Origin of the sequence: Pseudomonas sp. NY15463 (assembly GCF_048068415.1) — a bacterium.
GTDB classification, from domain to species: Bacteria; Pseudomonadota; Gammaproteobacteria; order Pseudomonadales; family Pseudomonadaceae; genus Aquipseudomonas; species Aquipseudomonas mosselii_C.
This window is the reverse complement of the sequence record NZ_JBLUQD010000006.1, coordinates 376160-395213: the sequence shown is the minus strand read 5'-3', so window position 1 is coordinate 395213 and position 19054 is coordinate 376160. Positions and strand designations below refer to the sequence as shown.

The window sequence follows — 19054 nt, the reverse complement described above, 5'->3', positions numbered from 1 at the left end:
ATAGCCGTGCTCGCGCCAGGGTTTTCCGGTAGGATTGGCAGTCGAGTTCGACCCGCCTGGAAACCCCAATGTCCGATCGCCTGACCCTCCTGCGTCCCGACGACTGGCACATCCATCTGCGCGATGGTGCCGTCTTGCAACATACCGTCGGTGACGTGGCGCGTACTTTCGCCCGCGCCATCATCATGCCCAATCTGGTCCCGCCGGTGCGCAATGCCGTCGAGGCAGGCGCCTACCGCGAGCGTATTCTCGCCGCTCGCCCGGCCGGCAGCCGCTTTGAACCGCTGATGGTGCTGTACCTCACCGACCGCACCAGCCCCGAGGATATTCGCGCAGCCAAGGCCAGTGGCATCGTGTACGCCGCCAAGCTGTACCCGGCCGGAGCCACCACCAATTCCGACTCGGGCGTGACCAGCATCGACAACATTTTCCCGGCGATCGAGGCCCTGGCCGAGACCGGCCTGCCGCTGCTGGTGCACGGTGAAGTGACGCGCAGCGAGATCGACGTGTTCGACCGCGAGAAGCGCTTTATCGACGAACACATGCGCCGTCTGGTCGAACGTTTCCCGACCCTAAAGGTGGTGTTCGAGCACATCACCACCAGCGATGCCGCGCAATTCGTCACAGAGGCCCCGGCCAACGTCGGCGCCACCATCACTGCTCAGCACCTGCTGTACAACCGCAACCACATGCTGGTTGGCGGTATCCGTCCGCACTTCTATTGCCTGCCGATCCTCAAGCGCAACACCCACCAGGTTGCGTTGCTGGATGCGGCTACCAGCGGCAATCCGAAGTTCTTCCTGGGCACCGATTCGGCCCCCCACGCCCAGCACGCCAAAGAGAACGCCTGTGGCTGCGCGGGCTGCTACACCGCCTACGCCGCCATCGAGATGTACGCCGAGGCGTTCGAGCAGCGCAACGCGCTGGACAAGCTCGAAGGCTTCGCCAGCAAGCACGGCCCGGACTTCTACGGCCTGGCGCGCAACACCGACACCATCACCCTGGTGCGCGAGGAGTGGACCGCTCCGGCCAGCCTGCCGTTCGGCGACACCAACGTGATCCCGCTGCGCGCGGGTGAAAAACTGCGCTGGCGCCTGCTGGAGGACAACGCGTGAGCGAAGACCTCTACGACGACGAACAGGACGTGCCATCCGGTGGCGGCTCGCGTCACCCCATGGCCGAGCGTTTCCGTGGTTATCTGCCGGTAGTGGTGGATGTCGAGACCGGTGGTTTCAACAGCGCCACCGACGCGCTGCTGGAGATCGCCGCGGTGACCATCGGCATGGACGAAAAGGGCTTCCTGTTCCCGGAGCACACCTATTTCTTCCGTGTCGAGCCCTTCGAAGGCGCGAACATCGAGGCAGCGGCATTGGAGTTCACCGGCATCAAGCTGGACCACCCGTTGCGTATGGCGGTGAGTGAAGAGTCGGCGCTTACCGACATCTTCCGTGGTGTGCGCAAAGCGCTGAAGGCCAATGGCTGCAAACGGGCAATCCTGGTCGGGCACAACAGTAGCTTCGACCTGGGCTTCCTCAACGCAGCGGTGGCGCGCAACGACATCAAGCGTAACCCGTTCCACCCATTCTCCAGCTTCGACACCGCCACCCTTGCCGGCCTGGCCTATGGTCAGACCGTGCTGGCACGGGCCTGCCAAAGCGCCGATATCGACTTCGACGGCCGTGAGGCGCATTCAGCGCGCTACGACACCGAGAAGACCGCCGAGCTGTTCTGCGGCATCGTCAATCGCTGGAAAGAAATGGGCGGCTGGCGCGACTTCAACGACTGAGCTGCAAGCTGCAAGAAAAAGCATGGCATACGTGCACTGCTCTTACTTGCCGCTTGAAGCTTCAAGCTTAAAGCCATAAAAAAACCGGCCATAAAGGCCGGTTTTTTTATGGCTGGCGCCTTACAGCTTGCCAGCGTTCTCGCTCAGGTAGGCAGCTACACCTTCCGGCGAAGCGTTCATGCCCTTGTCGCCTTTTTTCCAGTTGGCAGGGCAGACTTCGCCGTGCTCTTCGTGGAATTGCAGGGCATCGACCAGACGCAGCAGCTCGTCCATGTTACGACCCAGTGGCAGGTCGTTGACGATCTGAGAACGCACGACGCCATTGGTGTCGATCAGGAAAGCGCCACGGAAAGCCACGCCACCTTCGGACTCAACGTCGTAGGCCTTGCAGATTTCGTGGGTCATGTCGGCTGCCAGGGTGTACTTGACCTGACCGATACCGCCATTGTTGACCGGGGTATTACGCCAGGCGTTGTGGGTGAAGTGCGAGTCGATCGACACGCCGATCACTTCCACGTTGCGCGCCTGGAAGTCAGGGATGCGGTGATCCAGAGCGATCAGCTCCGACGGGCAGACGAAGGTGAAGTCCAGTGGGTAGAAGAACACCAGGCCGTACTTGCCCTGGATGGCCGAGGACAGGGTGAAGCTGTCAACGATCTCGCCATTGCCCAGAACAGCCGGAACGGTGAAGTCTGGGGCTTTTTTGCCAACGAGTACGCTCATTCGATTTCTCCTGATGAGGGGGTGGAAAAGCTTGCCCGGGGCAGCGCTGCCCCCGGAACCTGCAAAGACGAACCATCATACACGGCTTAAGGTGACAGGCCGAATCTCTGCCATCGGTCGCTCAAGCACGGCACTTACAGAAAGTGCTTTGACAAGCATTCTCATTACCATTACTCTCCATCGCATCGACTCAACCTGCGATGGTCAGCCTTTATGTATGTGTGTCTTTGTGTCGGCGTCACCGACGGACAGATCCGCGATGCGATCTACGAAGGATGCTGCAGCTACAAGGAAGTTCGAGCCGCCACCAACGTCGCCAGCCAGTGCGGCAAATGTGCCTGCCTCGCCAAGCAAGTGGTCCGCGAAACCCTGACCGACTTGCAACTCAGCCAGCAGGCCGCACTCCCCTACCCCGTTGAATTCAACGCGGCGTAGACAGCATATTTCAAAGAACCGGGCCCAGTGCCCGGTTTTTTATGCCTGAAATTCAATAAGTTACGCCATTAACGCGGTTCACAAACATTCTTATTCCTATTAAATTTCATTTATTATTCAATAACTTAGGTTTGACATAGATAAAGGTGAGGCTCAAACTCGTCGGCATTGGCTCAACTTTTATAGGGCAGGACCCCAACATGAAAGGCGACGTAAGCGTCATCCAGCATCTCAACAAGATCCTCGGAAACGAGCTGGTCGCAATCAACCAGTACTTCCTGCACGCGCGCATGTACGAAGATTGGGGCCTGAACAAGATCGGCAAGCTTGAGTACAAAGAGTCCATCACTGCGATGAAGGACGCCGATAAGCTGATCAAGCGGATTCTCTTCCTCGAAGGTATCCCCAACGTCCAAGACTTGGGCAAGCTGATGATCGGCGAGCACACCAAAGAGATGCTCGAGTGCGACCTGAAGCTTGAGAAAAAAGCCCACACCGACCTGAAAGCGGCCATCGCCCACTGCGAAACCGCTGGCGATTTCGGCTCGCGCGACGTACTCGAAGACATTCTCGAATCTCAGGAAGAGCACATCGACTGGCTGGAAACCCAGCTGGGCCTGATCGACAAGGTCACCCTGGAGAACTACCTGCAATCGCAGATGGGCGAAGAGTAACTTCAGTCTCTACGATCAGTAGCCCCGCCATGCGCGGGGCTTTTCTTTACCGGCACAAAAAACCCCGCACCTGGCGGGGTTCTTCGTGTCGGTAACCTGAATCAGGCTTCGGAAGCTTTGGCCTTGGCGGCGGCTTCCTTGATCAGGGTTTGCAACTCACCCTTTTCGAACATCTCCAGCATGATGTCGCTGCCGCCGACCAACTCACCACCCACCCACAGTTGCGGGAAGGTCGGCCAATTGGCGTACTTGGGCAGGTTGGCACGGATTTCCGGGTTCTGCAGGATGTCGACGTAGGCGAACTTCTCGCCGCAACCCATCACGGCCTGCGAAGCACGGGCCGAGAAGCCGCACTGCGGGGCATTCGGCGAGCCTTTCATGTAAAGCAGAATGGTGTTGTTGGCGATCTGCTCTTTGATTGTTTCGATGATATCCATGAAGCACCTCGGCTGAACTTTACGACGTGATCGTCGACACGGTGACGCATTGTATCGGAAACCCGAGCGGCGTGCTCGGCCTTGCCCAGGTTCATGCCGCCTCCACCTCCACAGGCACGCCATTGAGCGCGGCATTCCCCGATACACCATCGCGCAGGTGCTCGTCGGTCAGATCGTTGGCGCTCACCCCAGGCTGCGCAGCGGCCACCTGCAATTGCGCCCCTCGACGGTTGTGCCCATAACCATGTGGCAAGCTGACCACGCCGGGCATCATGTCGTCGCAGGCCTGTACCTGTACCTCGAGCACGCCGGTGCGCGAGCGGATGCGCACGGTCTGGCCATCCTGCAGATGACGCTGGCGCAGATCGTCAGGGTGCATCAGCAACTGATGCCGTGGCTTGCCTTTGACCAGCCGATGGTAGTTGTGCATCCAGGAGTTGTTACTGCGTACATGACGCCGACCGATCAGCAGCAACTCGCCAGGCCTCGGCGGTGCCTGGCAGGCCAGGCGCTGTAGATCGCCAAGCAAGGCAGCGGGCGCCGCTTCCACGACCTGGGAGGGGGTGCGCAGACGGGCCGCTAGGTTCGGACGCAGGGGCCCAAGGTCCAGGCCGTGAGGGTGCTGGTCGAGGGTCTGCAACGACAGCCGATGCGCAGTCTGGTCACCGTAGCGGCCTGTGCGCAAGGCATGTTCGATCATCTCGGCCGGCGCCACGGTTGGCTTGAGTGGCAACTGGGCACGGGCAGCGAAGGCCTTGGCCAGGCCGACGAAGATTTCCCAGTCGTGCAGCGCGCCTTCGGGCTTGGCCAGGATCGCCCGGTTGAACCGGGTCACATTGCGCACCGCCAACACGTTGAAGGTGGAATCGTAGTGATCGTTCTCCAGTGCCGAGGTAGACGGCAGGATCAGGTCGGCATGGCGCGTCGTCTCGTTGATGTAGAGATCGATGCTGAGCATGAAATCCAGGCCTTCCAGCGCCTGGTCCAGGCGGCGACCGTTGGGGGTCGACAGCACGGGGTTGCCAGCCACCGTCACCAGCGCCCGCACCTGACCTTCGCCAAGTTCGAGGATTTCTTCCGCCAGGGCCGAGACGGGAAGCTCGCCCCCGTACTCAGGCAGTCCCGATACCCGGCTCTGCCACTGGTTGAAATGGCCACCGGAGGTGGTCGCTACCAGGTCCACGGCAGGTTCGGTGCACAGCGCCCCGCCTTCACGATCAAGGTTGCCGGTGACCAGGTTGATCAATTGCACAAGCCAATGGCACAGCGAACCGAAGGCCTGGGTCGACACCCCCATGCGGCCATAGCACACGGCCTTGTCGGCAGCGGCGAACGCGCGAGCCAACTGACGAATGGCCTCGGCGGCAATGCCGCAGTGCACGCTCATGGCCTCGGCGCTGAACGGCGCAATGGCCTGGCGCACCTGCTCAAGGCCGTTGACCGGCAGGTGCGAGCCCCTCGCCAGGTCTTCGGCGAACAGGGTGTGCAGCATCGCCGCCAGCAATGCCGCGTCCGCACCGGGACGAATGAACAGATGCTGATCGGCCATCGCCGCCGTTTCGCTGCGCCGCGGATCGACCACCACCAGTCGTCCGCCCCTGGCCTTGAGCGCCTTGAGCCGCTTTTCGACGTCCGGCACGGTCATGATGCTGCCATTGGAAGCCAGCGGATTGCCGCCCAGAATCAACATGAAGTCGGTGTGATCGATATCCGGGATCGGCAGCAACAGGCCGTGACCGTACATCAAGTGGCTGGTCAGGTGCTGGGGCAACTGGTCGACCGAGGTCGCTGAAAAGCGGTTACGCGTCTTAAGCAACCCGAGGAAATAGTTGCTGTGGGTCATCAACCCATAGTTGTGCACACTGGGGTTGCCTTGGTACACCGCCACGGCATTGCGCCCGTAGGCCTGCTGTACCGCCCACAGCCGCTCGGCGGCCAGGGCGAAGGCCTCGTCCCAGCCAATCGCCTGCCAGCGCTCGCCGATACGCCGATGGGGCTGGCGCAGGCGGTCGGGGTCTTCCTGGATATCCTGCAGCGCGACGGCCTTGGGGCAAATGTGGCCACGGCTGAACGGGTCCAGGGCATCGCCCTTGATCGAGCTGATGCTGGCACGACCGTCGTCGGCATGGCTGACTTCGATATTCAGGCCGCAGATGGCCTCGCACAGGTGACAGGCTCGGTGATGCAGGGTCTTGGTCATGGCCGTCTCTGCCGTAGTGTTCAGAATGCCCGACTATGCGCCGGCACCGACGGCGCTGCCAGCGCGCTTCGCGGCGTGAATCGGGCGACATCAGGCCCACGATTCACGACAGGAGATTTGCAAAATACGCGCGGGGCCGTGTACAACCGCTGTAGCAAATAAAAAACAGCCTCGCCGCAAGGGTTTACGTCACCCGCTGATACATAGAGGCTGTTTCTCCCCTTGGTTTGAGGCGACATTTAATTATAGTATTGCGCCTTTCCCTATTCCGTCCGCCCCGTGCGGCTTACGCCGCAGGTCACTCCCGTTGTCAACAAAACCATACGGTCGACCTGCACACCGTTGCAGATAAGGTAGTCAATATGAGCGCTAGGCACTTTCTCTCCCTGCTGGATTTCACCACCGACGAATTGCTCGGTGTGATCCGCCGAGGCATCGAGCTGAAGGCCCTGCGCAAGCGCGGCGTGCTGTTCGAGCCGCTGAAGAACCGCGTGCTGGGGATGATCTTCGAAAAGTCCTCCACCCGTACTCGCGTGTCGTTCGAAGCCGGCATGATCCAGCTCGGCGGCCAGGCCATCTTCCTGTCGCCACGCGACACGCAACTGGGCCGTGGCGAGCCGATCGCCGACAGCGCCATCGTCCTGTCGAGCATGGTCGATGCGGTGATGATCCGTACCCACGCGCACAGCACCCTCACCGAATTCGCCGCCAACTCCAAGGTGCCGGTGATCAACGGCCTGTCCGACGAATCGCACCCGTGCCAGCTGCTGGCGGACATGCAGACGTTCTTCGAACACCGTGGCTCGATCCAGGGCAAGACCGTGACCTGGATCGGCGACGGCTTCAACATGTGCAACTCGTACATCGAGGCCGCGGTTAAATTCGACTTCCAACTGCGCATCGCCTGCCCTGAAGGCTACGAGCCGGCCGCACGCTTCCTCGCGCTGGGTGGCGACCGCGTACAGATCATCCGCGATCCCAAGCAAGCCGTGCATGGCGCTCATCTGGTGACCACGGATGTCTGGACTTCCATGGGCCAGGAAGAGGAAACTGCACGGCGCCTGGCGCACTTCGCGCCTTACCAGGTCACCCGCGAACTGCTCGACCTGGCGGCACCCGATGCCCTGTTCATGCACTGCCTGCCCGCCCATCGCGGCGAGGAAATCAGCCAGGACCTGCTCGACGACCCTCGTTCGGTCGCCTGGGACGAAGCTGAAAACCGCCTGCATGCACAGAAGGCCCTTCTGGAATTCCTTGTAGAACCGGCTTACCACCACGCATGAGTCAACCCCTACTGCTCAACCTGCGCAACCTCGCCTGCGGCTATGGCGACCAGCGCATCGTCCAGAACCTCAACTTGCACCTCAACGCAGGCGACATCGGTTGCCTGCTGGGCTCCTCCGGTTGCGGCAAGACCACCACGCTGCGCGCCATCGCCGGGTTCGAGCCGGTGCATGAGGGCGAGATCCAGCTGGCCGGCGAGGTGATCTCCCGCGCAGGGTTCACCCTGTCGCCGGAGAAGCGTCGCATCGGCATGGTGTTCCAGGACTATGCGCTGTTCCCGCACCTTACGGTGGCGCAGAACATCGCCTTCGGTATCGCCAAGCAGCCCAACCAGGCGGCGGTCGTCGAAGAGATGCTCGAACTGGTCAAGCTCAGTGGCCTCGGCGGGCGTTATCCCCACGAGCTGTCCGGCGGCCAGCAGCAACGCGTCGCCCTGGCCCGCGCCCTGGCGCCAGAGCCGCAACTGCTGCTGCTCGACGAGCCGTTCTCCAACCTCGACGTCGAATTGCGCCGACGCCTGAGCCACGAAGTTCGCGCGATCCTCAAAAGCCGGGGCACCAGCGCCATCCTGGTCACCCATGATCAGGAAGAGGCCTTCGCGGTCAGCGATCAGGTCGGGGTCTTCAAGGAAGGCCGGCTGGAGCAGTGGGACACGCCCTACAACCTCTACCACGAACCGCAAACGCCATTCGTCGCCAGCTTCATTGGCCAGGGTTACTTCATTCGCGGCCAGATGAGCAGCCATGAAGCAGTGACGACCGAACTGGGCGAGTTGCGCGGCAACCGCGCCTACACCCTGGCGGCTGGCAGTTCGGTCGACGTGCTGCTGCGACCGGACGACATCGTCCACGCCCCGGACAGCACGCTGCGCGCACAGGTCGTGGGCAAGAGTTTCCTCGGCGCATCGACCCTGTACCGCTTGCAACTGCCCACCGGCAGCGAGCTGGAAGCCATCTTCCCAAGCCACATCGACCATCAGGTCGGCCAGGACGTTGGCATCGCCGTGGCCGCCGACCATCTGGTGCTGTTCCCGGTGCCGGGCAGCGTGGCCGCCCAATTGCAGCTCCAGGAAAGTGGCGTTCGCCGCTACAGCTCGGCGCACTGAGGGCTGCTGCGCAGCAGCCCACCACCTACCCCCGGATTAGCTCGGGCCCCGCGCTCGCAGGGCCCTTCTCCCAGACAGGGCGGCGTATCAGAGTGTCAGGGTGCCGCTGGCCACGCGCGTGGCATGACCGCCGATCTTCACCCGCTGCCCCTCCAGCCTACAGAACAACTCCCCGCCACGCGCCGAACGTTGGGCGGCGCTCAGCTCTGTCTTGCCCAGACGCTCGGCCCAGTAGGGAATGAGCAGGCAATGGGTGGCGCCGGTCACCGGGTCCTCTGGAATGCCGATGGCCGGGGCAAAATAGCGAGAAACAAAATCATGCTGGTCGCCGCGTGCGGTGACGATTACCCCAAGCCCTGGCAAGCTCGCCAACGCCGCCATGTCAGGCACGCAATCGCGCACCGCCTGCTCCGACGACAAGACCACGAACAACTCCTTGCTCTGCCATACCTCGAGCACTTCACAGCCCAGCGCCTCGGCCACCGGCAACGGCTGCTCGACCGGTTGCGGATCGATGCGCGGGAAGTCCAGCAGCAGGCGATCGCCCTCACGGCTCACACTCAACGGACCGGACTGACTGTGAAAGTCCAAGCGCGGCTTCTGCTCGCCATACACCTCGAACAGCACATGGGCGCTGGCCAGGGTGGCGTGACCGCACAACGGCACTTCGGTCGTCGGGGTGAACCAGCGGATTTCATAGGCCTCGCCCTTGGGCACGACGAAGGCGGTCTCGGCGAGGTTGTGCTCGGCAGCAATACGCTGCATCAACGACGGCTCTAGCCATTGCTCCAGCAAATAGACCATGGCGGGGTTGCCGGCGAATGGGCGATCACTGAACGCATCGACCTGATGAAAGTGCAACTGCATGACACGGTCCTTCTGTCCTTGATGTAGAAGGCCGAGCATGGGGCAACGCGCGCAGAGCGAACAGTGACAGAGTGCGGTTTTTTGCGACCATACAGATCATGCGCAGCCAAGCGCGAGGCCTGCTCACACGCGACCGATCTCGGCGAAACGGCCCTGGGTATGCTCGGCCAGCACCGCAGCCGACAGTTCGACCTCCAGCCCACGACGGCCGGCGCTGACATGGATACTGTCGTGCGCCTGGGCGGATTGGTCGATGAAGGTGCGCAAGCGCTTCTTTTGGCCTAGCGGGCTGATGCCGCCCACCAGATAGCCCGTGGCACGCTGGGCGGCCTGCGGGTCAGCCATTTCGCACTTTTTCACCCCGGCTGCGTGGGCCAGGGCCTTCAGATCCAGGCTGCCCACCACTGGCACCACCGCCACCAGCAACTCGCCTTTCTCGCTGCTGGCCAGCAGCGTCTTGAACACCCGCTGCGGATCGAGGCCAAGCTTTTCCGCCGCCTCCAAGCCGTAGGAGGCGGTTTTCGGGTCATGCTCGTAGCTATGCACGCGGTGTTCGGCGCGCACCTTCTTCAACAGGTCCAGAGCGGGGGTCATCGACAGCTCCAATCGATCACAGATCGCCGCTACTTTAAGGGAAATTCCCCGCCCCCTCCAGCGAATGCCCCACGTTAGAGCAGTGGTTGCAGATCACGAGAAGCCAAAGCGGTCAGAAAGTGGCTGAACGTTCATTTTCGACCTTTGACATCAGCGTTTCTTGTCTATATTTTTTCGTTTGCGAATGATCGTTGCACCTATAGAGTGCGCACATCGTACCTGCCCGGCGTCAATGGGGATCGACCCCGGGCTTTTTGCTGTCGAGCGCCTAGCGACTCACAACAACAAGAAAGCGAGGACCTACATGACCACTGCTCTACGACAACCTGCGCTCAGCGCCCAATGCCTGGCCGAATTCATCGGCACTGCATTGCTCATCTTCTTCGGAACTGGCTGCGTCGCCGCGCTCAAAGTCGCCGGTGCCAGCTTTGGCTTGTGGGAAATCAGCATCATCTGGGGGGTCGGCGTGAGCATGGCGATCTACCTCACCGCCGGTGTTTCAGGCGCGCACCTAAACCCGGCCGTGAGCATCGCGCTCTGCGTATTCGCCGGTTTCGAGCGGCGCAAACTGCCGTTCTACATCCTTGCCCAAGTGTGCGGTGCCTTTTGCGGCGCGGCGCTCGTTTACACGCTGTACAGCAGCTTGTTCTTCGATTTCGAACAATCCCACGGCATGCTGCGCGGCAGCCAGGCCAGTCTGGAACTGGCCTCGGTGTTCTCCACCTATCCGCACCCGGCGCTGTCCACTGGCCAGGCCTTCCTGGTGGAAGTGATCATTACCGCGATCCTGATGGCCGTCATCATGGCCCTGACCGACGACAACAACGGGCTGCCACGCGGCGCCACCGCCCCGCTGCTGATCGGCCTGCTGATCGCCGTGATCGGCAGCGCCATGGGCCCTTTGACCGGCTTCGCGATGAACCCGGCCCGCGATTTCGGGCCAAAGCTGATGACATTCCTGGCCGGCTGGGGCGAGATCGCCTTTACCGGAGGCCGTGATCTCCCGTATTTCCTGGTGCCCGTGTTCGCACCGATTCTTGGCGCGAGCCTGGGCGCCGCCCTGTACCGCGGCCTGATCGCCCGCCACCTGCCCAGCACAGAGGCCGTCGCGCCACAGACAGACGATAATTCTCAGGGCGATACCCAGACCTCCTGAGGCCAGCGCCGGGCCCGAGGGCCCGCCACGCCCTGAACTCCCCCCATTTTCGTGCAAGGTCATCGCCATGACAGACAACCTGGACAAGAACTACATCATCGCCCTGGACCAGGGCACCACCAGTTCGCGGGCCATCATCTTCGACCGCGACGCCAATGTGGTCGGCACCTCGCAACGCGAATTCGCCCAGCACTATCCGCAAGCCGGCTGGGTCGAGCACGACCCGATGGAAATCTTCGCCACGCAGAGCGCAACCATGGTCGAGGCCTTGGCCCAGGCTGGCCTGAGCCATGCGCAGGTCGCCGCCATCGGCATCACCAACCAGCGTGAAACCACCGTGGTGTGGGACAAGCAAACCGGACGCCCGGTGTACAACGCCATCGTCTGGCAGTGCCGCCGCAGCACCGAGATCTGTGCCCAGCTCAAACGCGACGGCCATGAAGACTACATCCGCGAGGCCACGGGCCTGGTCACCGACCCGTACTTCTCGGGCACCAAGCTCAAGTGGATCCTCGATAACGTCGAAGGCGTGCGCGAGCGCGCCGAACGCGGTGAACTGCTGTTCGGCACCGTGGACAGCTGGCTGATCTGGAAATTCTCCGGCGCCAAGGTGCACGTCACCGACTACACCAACGCCTCGCGCACCCTGATGTTCAACATCCATACCCTGCAATGGGATGAAAAACTCCTCGAGATCCTCGGCATCCCACGCCAGATGCTGCCCGAGGTACGCCCCTCGTCCGAGGTCTACGGCCATACCAAGAGCGGTATCGCCATTGCGGGTATCGCCGGTGACCAACAATCGGCGCTGTTCGGGCAGATGTGCGTCGAGGCCGGTCAGGCCAAGAACACCTACGGCACAGGCTGCTTCCTGCTGATGAACACCGGCAAGCAGGCAGTCAAGTCGTCGCATGGCCTGCTCACCACGATTGCCTGTGGCCCGCGCGGTGAAGTGGCCTACGCCCTGGAAGGCGCCGTGTTCAATGGTGGCTCTACCGTGCAGTGGCTGCGCGACGAGCTGAAAATCGTCAACGACGCCTACGACACCGAGTATTTCGCCAGTAAGGTCAAGGACAGCAACGGCGTTTACCTGGTGCCGGCCTTCACCGGCCTGGGCGCTCCCTACTGGGATCCGTATGCCCGGGGTGCATTGTTCGGGCTGACACGTGGGGTCAAGGTCGATCACATCATCCGCGCGGCACTGGAGTCGATCGCCTACCAGACCCGCGACGTACTCGACGCCATGCAGCAAGACTGCGGCCAACGCCTGAGCGAACTGCGGGTCGATGGCGGCGCAGTCGCCAACAATTTCTTGATGCAGTTCCAGGCCGACATCCTGGGCACCTGTGTCGAGCGCCCGCAGATGCGCGAAACCACGGCATTGGGTGCAGCCTACCTGGCAGGCCTGGCCTGCGGTTTCTGGAGCGGACTGGACGAGCTGCGCGACAAGGCGGTCATCGAGCGCGAGTTCAGCCCGCAGCTGGATGAGGCGACCAAGGAGAAGCTGTACAAGGGCTGGCGCAAAGCGGTGGAGCGCACCCGCGACTGGGAAGAATAAGCCTCAAGCGATAAGCCTCAAGCGACAAGAAACAGCTGATGAATACGCGTTCAGGCTTTTTCTTGTCGCTTACAGCTTGAAGCTCAAGGCTGCCTTTTGGTTTCATGCAGCATTTGTCCGGCAGCCCCTAAGGACCGCCCCATGAATCTGCCTCCACGCCAACAACAAATCCTTGAGCTGGTCCGCGAGCGCGGTTACGTCAGCATCGAGGAAATGGCGCAGCTGTTCGTCGTCACGCCGCAGACCATTCGCCGCGATATCAACCAGCTTGCCGAAGTGAACCTGCTACGGCGTTACCACGGCGGCGCGGCCTACGATTCGAGTATCGAAAATACGGCCTACGCGATGCGCGCCGACCAGATGCGCGACGAGAAGCAGCGTATCGCTGAAGCGGTGGCCCGACAGATTCCCGACCATGCCTCGCTGTTCATCAACATCGGCACCACGACCGAATCCATCGCGCGCGCCCTGCTCAACCATAACCACCTCAAGGTCATCACCAACAACCTCCACGTGGCGGCAATCCTCGGCGCCAAGGACGACTTCGAGGTGCTGGTAGCGGGCGGTACGGTTCGTCGCGACGGCGGTGTGGTGGGCCAGGCCAGCGTCGATTTCATCAGCCAGTTCAAGGTGGATTTCGCCGTGGTGGGCATCAGCGGCATCGATGAGGACGGCAGCCTGCTGGACTTCGACTATCAGGAAGTGCGTGTATCCCAGGCGATCATCGCCAATGCTCGGCAGGTGATCTTGGCCGCGGACTCCAGCAAATTCGGGCGCAATGCCATGGTGCGCCTGGGTCCGATCAGCCTGATCGACTGCCTGGTGACCGACCAGCCCCCCTCCCCCTCGCTCACCCAGCAGCTCAACCAACACAAGATCCGCCTCGAAGTGGTCTGAGCGACCTGCAAGCTGCAAGAAAAAGCCGGACCGAGACATCCTGTCAATCGGAGTTCGGCTTTTTCTTGCGGCTTGAAGCTTACCGCTTGCCGCTTGCCGCTTACCTCTGACTTTCGTTTTTGTTCACTTGCTTGTCATCCGATCAGTATTTTCTATAAAGACTGACTGGCGACCGCCTGTTCATTGCGCTAGTATTTTCGAATTCGAACATTAATGTTCACATTCGATGTGAGCAACCTCAGGAGGCCTTGCCGTGTCCCAGTCCCTTTCGCCACAACCACTCGACTGCTACGACGTCGCCGTGATCGGCGGCGGCATCAATGGCGTCGGCATCGCAGCCGATGCGGCAGGGCGCGGCCTGAGCGTCTTGCTCTGCGAAAAAGACGACTTGGCCCAACACACCTCCTCGGCCAGCAGCAAGCTGATCCACGGCGGCCTGCGCTACCTCGAACACTACGAGTTCAGGCTGGTCCGTGAAGCCCTGGCCGAGCGCGAGGTACTGCTTGCCAAGGCGCCGCATATCGTCAAACCCATGCGCTTTGTGCTGCCGCATCGCCCGCACCTGCGCCCCGCCTGGATGATCCGCGCCGGCCTGTTCCTGTACGACCACCTGGGCAAGCGCAAGCGCCTGGGCGCCTCGCGCAGCCTGCGCTTCGGCCCGGGCTACCCGCTCAAGCCGGCCATCACCCGCGGTTTCGAATATGCCGATTGCGCCGTGGACGACGCCCGCCTGGTAGTAGTCAATGCCATGGCCGCGCGCGAAAAAGGCGCACATATCCATACCCGTACCCGCTGCCTGGGTGCCGAGCGCGTAGCGGATATCTGGGAAGTGACCCTGCAACACGCCGACGGCACTCGCCAGATCATCCGTGCCCGCGCGCTGGTCAACGCGGCTGGCCCATGGGTGGCCAGCTTCATCAAAGATGACCTGGGCCTGAGCGCGCCCTACGGCATCCGCTTGATCCAAGGCAGCCACCTGATCGTGCCGCGCCTGTACGAAGGCGAACATGCCTACATTCTGCAGAACGAAGATCAGCGCATCGTGTTCTGCATTCCCTACCTGGACCGTTTCACCTTGATCGGCACCACGGATCGCGAATACAGCGGCGACCCCGCGCAAGTCGCGATCACCGAGCAAGAGACCGACTATCTGCTCAAGGTGGTCAACACGCACTTCAATCACCAACTGAGCCGCGCCGACATCCTGCACGCCTACTCCGGTGTCCGTCCGCTGTGCAACGATGAGTCGGACAACCCTTCGGCGGTGACCCGCGACTACACCCTGGCACTGTCGGCCAGCGCAGGCCAGGCCCCGCTGCTGTCGGTGTTCGGCGGCAAGCTCACCACCTACCGCAAGCTGGCCGAATCGGCCATGGCTGAACTCAAGCCGTTCTTCACCCAGATGCGCGGTAGCTGGACAGCCAGCGCAGCGCTGCCGGGCGGGGAATCCATGACCAGCGTACCAGTCCTGATCGACGCCCTGCTGGCCAGTCATGGCTGGCTGCCGGTGGACATCGCCAAGCGCTGGGCGGTGACCTATGGCAGCCGCGCGTGGCGCCTGCTGGAAGGCGTCAAGGGCCCGCAAGACTTGGGCCTGGCCATCGGCGGCGGTCTGTTCAGCCGCGAAGTGGATTACCTGTGCAGCCAGGAGTGGGCGGCCGACGTCGAAGACATTCTCTGGCGCCGTACCAAGCTCGGCCTGTTCCTCAGCGCCAACGAGCGGCAGGCCCTGGCCGACTACCTGCAACAGGCCCAGGCCAAAGCCGCCTGATTGCGCCGGGCACTACAGGGCTGCCTTAGCGGTACAGGCCCGCAAAGGGGCGCAATGCGCCCCTACCCGCTGCCCCTCACTCATTCGGATTTCCGAATAACTTCGTTTAATCCGTTCGGCAATCCGTACGAAACATTCCCTCAAAAAACCGTGAGAAAACATTAAACCCCAGTGTTTTCGCGCCGTTATGATCGGAAGCGGAGCTTGGCACGAGTCATGCTCTACACTTGGAAGCCGAATGCACAACGCATGATGTTGTATTCGTTGAACGAAAGAGTCCGCCAACGGCTCCATAAAAAAAACAAACATGTCGAGGAAATTTTGATGCGCATCGTTCGTCAATTGCTGGGCGCCGCCATCGCGGCCGCGGTCATTTCGTCGCCCGTCATGGCTGAAGAGCTGACCGGTACCCTGAAGAAGATCAAGGATTCGGGCACCATCACATTGGGCCACCGCGACTCTTCCATTCCGTTCTCCTACCTGGCCGGCAAGCCAGAGCCGGTAGGCTACTCCCACGACATCCAACTTGCAGTCGTCGAAGCACTCAAGAAGCAACTGGGCACGGACATCAAAGTCCGCTACAACCTGGTGACCTCGCAAACCCGTATTCCGCTGGTACAAAACGGTACTGTCGACCTGGAATGCGGCTCCACCACCAACAACGTCGAGCGCCAGCAGCAAGTCGGTTTCTCGGTGGGCATCTTCGAAGTCGGCACCCGCCTGCTGACCAAGGTCAAGGATGGCCAGCCAGCCTACAAAGACTTCGCTGACCTGGCCGGCAAGAACGTGGTAACCACCGCCGGCACCACCTCCGAGCGCATCCTCAAAGCGATGAACGCCGACAAGCAGATGAAGATGAACGTGATCTCGGCAAAAGACCACGGCGAAGCCTTCAACATGCTCGAAAGCGGCCGCGCCGTGGCCTTCATGATGGACGACGCACTGCTGGCCGGCGAAATGGCCAAGGCACGCAAACCGTCCGACTGGGTCATCACCGGCACCCCACAGTCGTATGAAATCTATGGCTGCATGGTGCGTAAGGACGACTCGGCCTTCAAGAAAGCCGTGGACGAGGCCATCGTGGCCTACTTCAAGTCGGGCGAGGTCAACAAGAGCTACGACAAGTGGTTCCAACAGCCAATCCCACCTAAGGGCCTGAACCTTCAGTTCCCGATGAGCGACGAGCTGAAGAAACTGATCGCCGAGCCGACCGACAAGGCTGCGGACGAGAAGAAGTCCTGATCCTCAGCGGTCAATAGTGGCCTGGCGCTCAACTGCGCGAATCGATTCCGACAGGCCACTGGTTATGTGTCTACCCTTTCATCCGAGGGCGCCCCGCGCCCCCGGATGCTAGAAGGTGCCCGTGAAACAACCGTCTGAGGGGAAATCCCGATGAATTACAACTGGGACTGGAGCGTGTTCTTCAAGTCCACCGGCGTGGGCAGCGAAACCTATCTGGACTGGTACATCACAGGTCTCGGATGGACCATCGCCATCGCCATTTCCGCCTGGATCATCGCGCTGCTGCTGGGGTCGATCCTTGGCGTCATGCGCACCGTGCCCAACCGTCTGGTGTCAGGGATTGCCACGCTCTACGTCGAGCTGTTCCGCAACGTGCCGCTGCTGGTGCAGCTGTTCATCTGGTACTTCCTGGTGCCGGACCTGCTGCCAGAAGGCTTGCAGGAGTGGTTCAAGCAGGACCTCAATCCGACCACCTCGGCGCTGATCAGCGTGGTCGTGTGCCTGGGCCTGTTCACCGCCGCACGGGTTTGCGAACAGGTGCGTACTGGTATCCAGGCACTGCCGCGTGGCCAGGAGTCCGCCGCCCGCGCGATGGGTTTCAGCCTGTCGCAGATCTATACCAACGTGCTCCTGCCACAGGCCTACCGGATCATTATTCCGCCCCTCACTTCCGAGTTCCTGAACGTGTTCAAGAACTCCTCGGTGGCCTCGCTCATCGGCCTGATGGAGTTACTGGCACAGACCAAGCAGACCGCTGAGTTCTCCGCCAACCTGTTCGAAGCGTTCACCCTTGCCACGCTGATCTACTTCACCCTGAACATGGGCCTGATGCTGCTCATGCGCCTGGTCGAGAAGAAAGTCGCCGTGCCTGGCTTGATTTCCGTGGGAGGCAAGTAAATGGACATGGATTTCAGCGAAATCATCCCCGCCCTGCCAGCCCTGTGGGACGGCATGCTCATGACCCTGCAACTGATGGTCATGGGTGTGGTCGGCGGCATCGCGCTGGGCACGGTTCTGGCCTTGATGCGCCTTTCCTCGAACAAGCTGCTGTCGAACCTCGCCGGCGCCTACGTCAATTACTTCCGCTCCATCCCGCTGCTGCTGGTGATCACCTGGTTCTACCTGGCGGTGCCGTTCGTGCTGCGCTGGATCACGGGCGAAGACACTCCGGTAGGGGCCTTCACCTCCTGCGTGGTGGCCTTCATGATGTTCGAGGCCGCGTATTTCTGTGAAATCGTCCGCGCCGGCGTGCAGTCGATCTCCAAGGGCCAGATGGGTGCAGCGCAGGCCCTGGGCATGACGTACGGCCAGACCATGCGCCTGATCATCCTGCCCCAGGCGTTTCGCAAGATGACCCCGCTGCTGTTGCAACAGAGCATCATCCTGTTCCAGGACACCTCGCTGGTGTACACCGTGGGCCTGGTCGACTTCCTCAATTCGGCGCGCTCCAACGGCGACATCATCGGACGCTCGCATGAGTTCCTGATCTTCGCCGGTGTCGTCTACTTCATCATCAGCTTCTCCGCTTCCTGGCTGGTCAAGCGCCTGCAAAAAAGGATCACCGTATGATTTCCATCAAGAACGTCAACAAGTGGTACGGCGACTTCCAGGTGCTGACCGATTGCAGCACCGAGGTCAAGAAAGGTGAAGTGGTGGTGGTATGCGGGCCGTCCGGCTCGGGCAAGTCCACCCTGATCAAGTGCGTCAACGCCCTGGAGCCGTTCCAGAAAGGCGACATCGTGGTTGACGGCACCTCGATCGCCGACCCCAAGACCAATCTGCCCAAACTGCGTTCGCGGGTCGGCATGGTGTTCCAGCACTTCGAGCTGTTCCCGCACCTGACCATCACCGAGAACCTCACCATTGCCCAGCGCAAGGTACTCGGACGCAGCGAAGCCGAAGCCACCAAGAAAGGCCTGGCCCTGCTCGACCGCGTCGGCCTCGGCGCTCATGCCAAGAAGCACCCTGGCCAACTGTCCGGTGGCCAGCAGCAGCGCGTGGCGATTGCCCGCGCGCTGTCGATGGACCCGATCGTCATGCTGTTCGACGAACCGACTTCGGCGCTCGACCCGGAGATGGTCAACGAAGTGCTGGATGTGATGGTCGAGCTGGCCAACGAAGGCATGACCATGATGTGCGTGACCCACGAAATGGGCTTTGCCCGCAAGGTGGCCAACCGGGTGATCTTCATGGACAAGGGCAGCATCATCGAGGACTGCCAGAAGGAAGCCTTCTTCGGTGATCCGCAAGGTCGCCACGAACGCACCCAGCACTTCCTCAGCAAGATCCTGCAGCACTAAGCAGGCCCCAACGCCGCTGCCCAAC

At 61.5% G+C, this 19054-nt stretch carries 19 protein-coding genes; 14 read left to right on the top strand and 5 right to left on the bottom strand.

Annotated elements, in window-relative coordinates; genetic code table 11:
* Positions 1–68 precede the first annotated feature (68 nt).
* Together pyrC and rnt are read left to right on the top strand one after the other, a co-directional pair.
* Positions 69–1115 carry a dihydroorotase gene (gene pyrC, locus ACNFIC_RS17705; protein WP_138221126.1) on the top strand — a complete coding sequence of 349 codons (1047 nt, stop codon included), beginning with the start codon at positions 69–71 and terminating at the stop codon, positions 1113–1115.
* A complete protein-coding gene (rnt, locus tag ACNFIC_RS17700; protein ID WP_138221125.1) occupies positions 1112–1786 on the top strand; it encodes a ribonuclease T in 675 nt (224 codons plus the stop codon). The genes pyrC and rnt overlap by 4 nt, the downstream gene beginning before the upstream one ends.
* A 120-nt stretch (positions 1787–1906) precedes the next feature.
* Here the strand turns inward: rnt and ACNFIC_RS17695 are convergent, their stop codons facing one another.
* A complete protein-coding gene (locus tag ACNFIC_RS17695; protein ID WP_138221179.1) occupies positions 1907–2509 on the bottom strand; it encodes a peroxiredoxin in 603 nt (200 codons plus the stop codon).
* 213 nt (positions 2510–2722) lie between these two features.
* Here ACNFIC_RS17695 and ACNFIC_RS17690 point away from each other — a divergent pair, with 213 nt between their 5' ends.
* Both ACNFIC_RS17690 and bfr read left to right on the top strand, forming a co-directional pair.
* Positions 2723–2944: a bacterioferritin-associated ferredoxin gene (locus tag ACNFIC_RS17690; RefSeq protein WP_063543432.1), complete on the top strand. Its 222-nt coding sequence runs from the start codon at positions 2723–2725 to the stop codon at positions 2942–2944.
* A gap of 200 nt (positions 2945–3144) precedes the next feature.
* Complete coding sequence (bfr, locus tag ACNFIC_RS17685) at positions 3145–3618, top strand: bacterioferritin (protein ID WP_138221124.1); 474 nt, start codon at positions 3145–3147, stop codon at positions 3616–3618.
* Positions 3619–3719: 101 nt separating this feature from the next.
* Here the strand turns inward: bfr and grxD are convergent, their stop codons facing one another.
* Complete coding sequence (gene grxD / locus ACNFIC_RS17680) at positions 3720–4055, bottom strand: Grx4 family monothiol glutaredoxin (RefSeq protein WP_136913238.1); 336 nt, start codon at positions 4053–4055, stop codon at positions 3720–3722.
* A 91-nt stretch (positions 4056–4146) separates the two neighbouring features.
* Positions 4147–6255, bottom strand: a complete 2109-nt coding sequence (locus ACNFIC_RS17675; RefSeq protein ID WP_416781524.1) for a molybdopterin oxidoreductase family protein — start codon at positions 6253–6255, stop codon at positions 4147–4149.
* Positions 6256–6617: 362 nt separating this feature from the next.
* On the opposite strand from ACNFIC_RS17675, the gene argF reads away from it, so the two are divergent.
* Together argF and ACNFIC_RS17665 are read left to right on the top strand one after the other, a co-directional pair.
* On the top strand, positions 6618–7538 hold the full coding sequence (gene argF, locus ACNFIC_RS17670; protein WP_138221122.1) for an ornithine carbamoyltransferase: 921 nt from the start codon (positions 6618–6620) through the stop codon (positions 7536–7538).
* Positions 7535–8644, top strand: a complete 1110-nt coding sequence (locus ACNFIC_RS17665) for an ABC transporter ATP-binding protein (protein ID WP_138221121.1) — start codon at positions 7535–7537, stop codon at positions 8642–8644. The genes argF and ACNFIC_RS17665 overlap by 4 nt, the downstream gene beginning before the upstream one ends.
* An 87-nt stretch (positions 8645–8731) precedes the next feature.
* Here ACNFIC_RS17665 and ACNFIC_RS17660 read toward each other — a convergent pair whose 3' ends face one another.
* Complete coding sequence (locus ACNFIC_RS17660; protein WP_416781523.1) at positions 8732–9511, bottom strand: PhzF family phenazine biosynthesis protein; 780 nt, start codon at positions 9509–9511, stop codon at positions 8732–8734.
* A gap of 123 nt (positions 9512–9634) precedes the next feature.
* A complete protein-coding gene (gene ybaK, locus ACNFIC_RS17655) occupies positions 9635–10105 on the bottom strand; it encodes a Cys-tRNA(Pro) deacylase (protein WP_138221119.1) in 471 nt (156 codons plus the stop codon).
* 304 nt (positions 10106–10409) lie between these two features.
* On the opposite strand from ybaK, the gene ACNFIC_RS17650 reads away from it, so the two are divergent.
* The 8 genes from ACNFIC_RS17650 to ACNFIC_RS17615 all read left to right on the top strand — a co-directional run bounded on the left by ACNFIC_RS17650 (position 10410) and on the right by ACNFIC_RS17615 (position 19029).
* Positions 10410–11261, top strand: a complete 852-nt coding sequence (locus tag ACNFIC_RS17650) for an MIP/aquaporin family protein (RefSeq protein WP_138221118.1) — start codon at positions 10410–10412, stop codon at positions 11259–11261.
* A 67-nt stretch (positions 11262–11328) separates the two neighbouring features.
* Positions 11329–12819 (top strand): glycerol kinase GlpK, encoded by a 1491-nt coding sequence (gene glpK / locus ACNFIC_RS17645; RefSeq protein ID WP_138221117.1) that lies wholly within the window; start codon positions 11329–11331, stop codon positions 12817–12819.
* Between the two features lie 141 nt (positions 12820–12960).
* The gene (glpR, locus tag ACNFIC_RS17640) at positions 12961–13716 is read left to right on the top strand and encodes a DNA-binding transcriptional repressor GlpR (protein ID WP_138221116.1); all 756 of its coding nucleotides are present in this window, start codon (positions 12961–12963) and stop codon (positions 13714–13716) included.
* Positions 13717–13969: 253 nt separating this feature from the next.
* Complete coding sequence (gene glpD / locus ACNFIC_RS17635) at positions 13970–15487, top strand: glycerol-3-phosphate dehydrogenase (RefSeq protein WP_416781522.1); 1518 nt, start codon at positions 13970–13972, stop codon at positions 15485–15487.
* 324 nt (positions 15488–15811) lie between these two features.
* Positions 15812–16729, top strand: coding sequence for a glutamate/aspartate ABC transporter substrate-binding protein (locus ACNFIC_RS17630; protein ID WP_138221114.1), 918 nt, complete (start codon positions 15812–15814; stop codon positions 16727–16729).
* 150 nt (positions 16730–16879) lie between these two features.
* Entirely contained in the window at positions 16880–17626 is a 747-nt protein-coding gene (locus ACNFIC_RS17625; protein ID WP_138221113.1) for an amino acid ABC transporter permease, read from the top strand.
* Positions 17627–18298, top strand: coding sequence for an amino acid ABC transporter permease (locus ACNFIC_RS17620; RefSeq protein ID WP_138221112.1), 672 nt, complete (start codon positions 17627–17629; stop codon positions 18296–18298).
* Positions 18295–19029: an amino acid ABC transporter ATP-binding protein gene (locus ACNFIC_RS17615; protein ID WP_416781521.1), complete on the top strand. Its 735-nt coding sequence runs from the start codon at positions 18295–18297 to the stop codon at positions 19027–19029. Before ACNFIC_RS17620 ends, ACNFIC_RS17615 begins: the two co-directional genes overlap by 4 nt.
* The last annotated feature ends 25 nt before the right edge of the window (positions 19030–19054 follow it).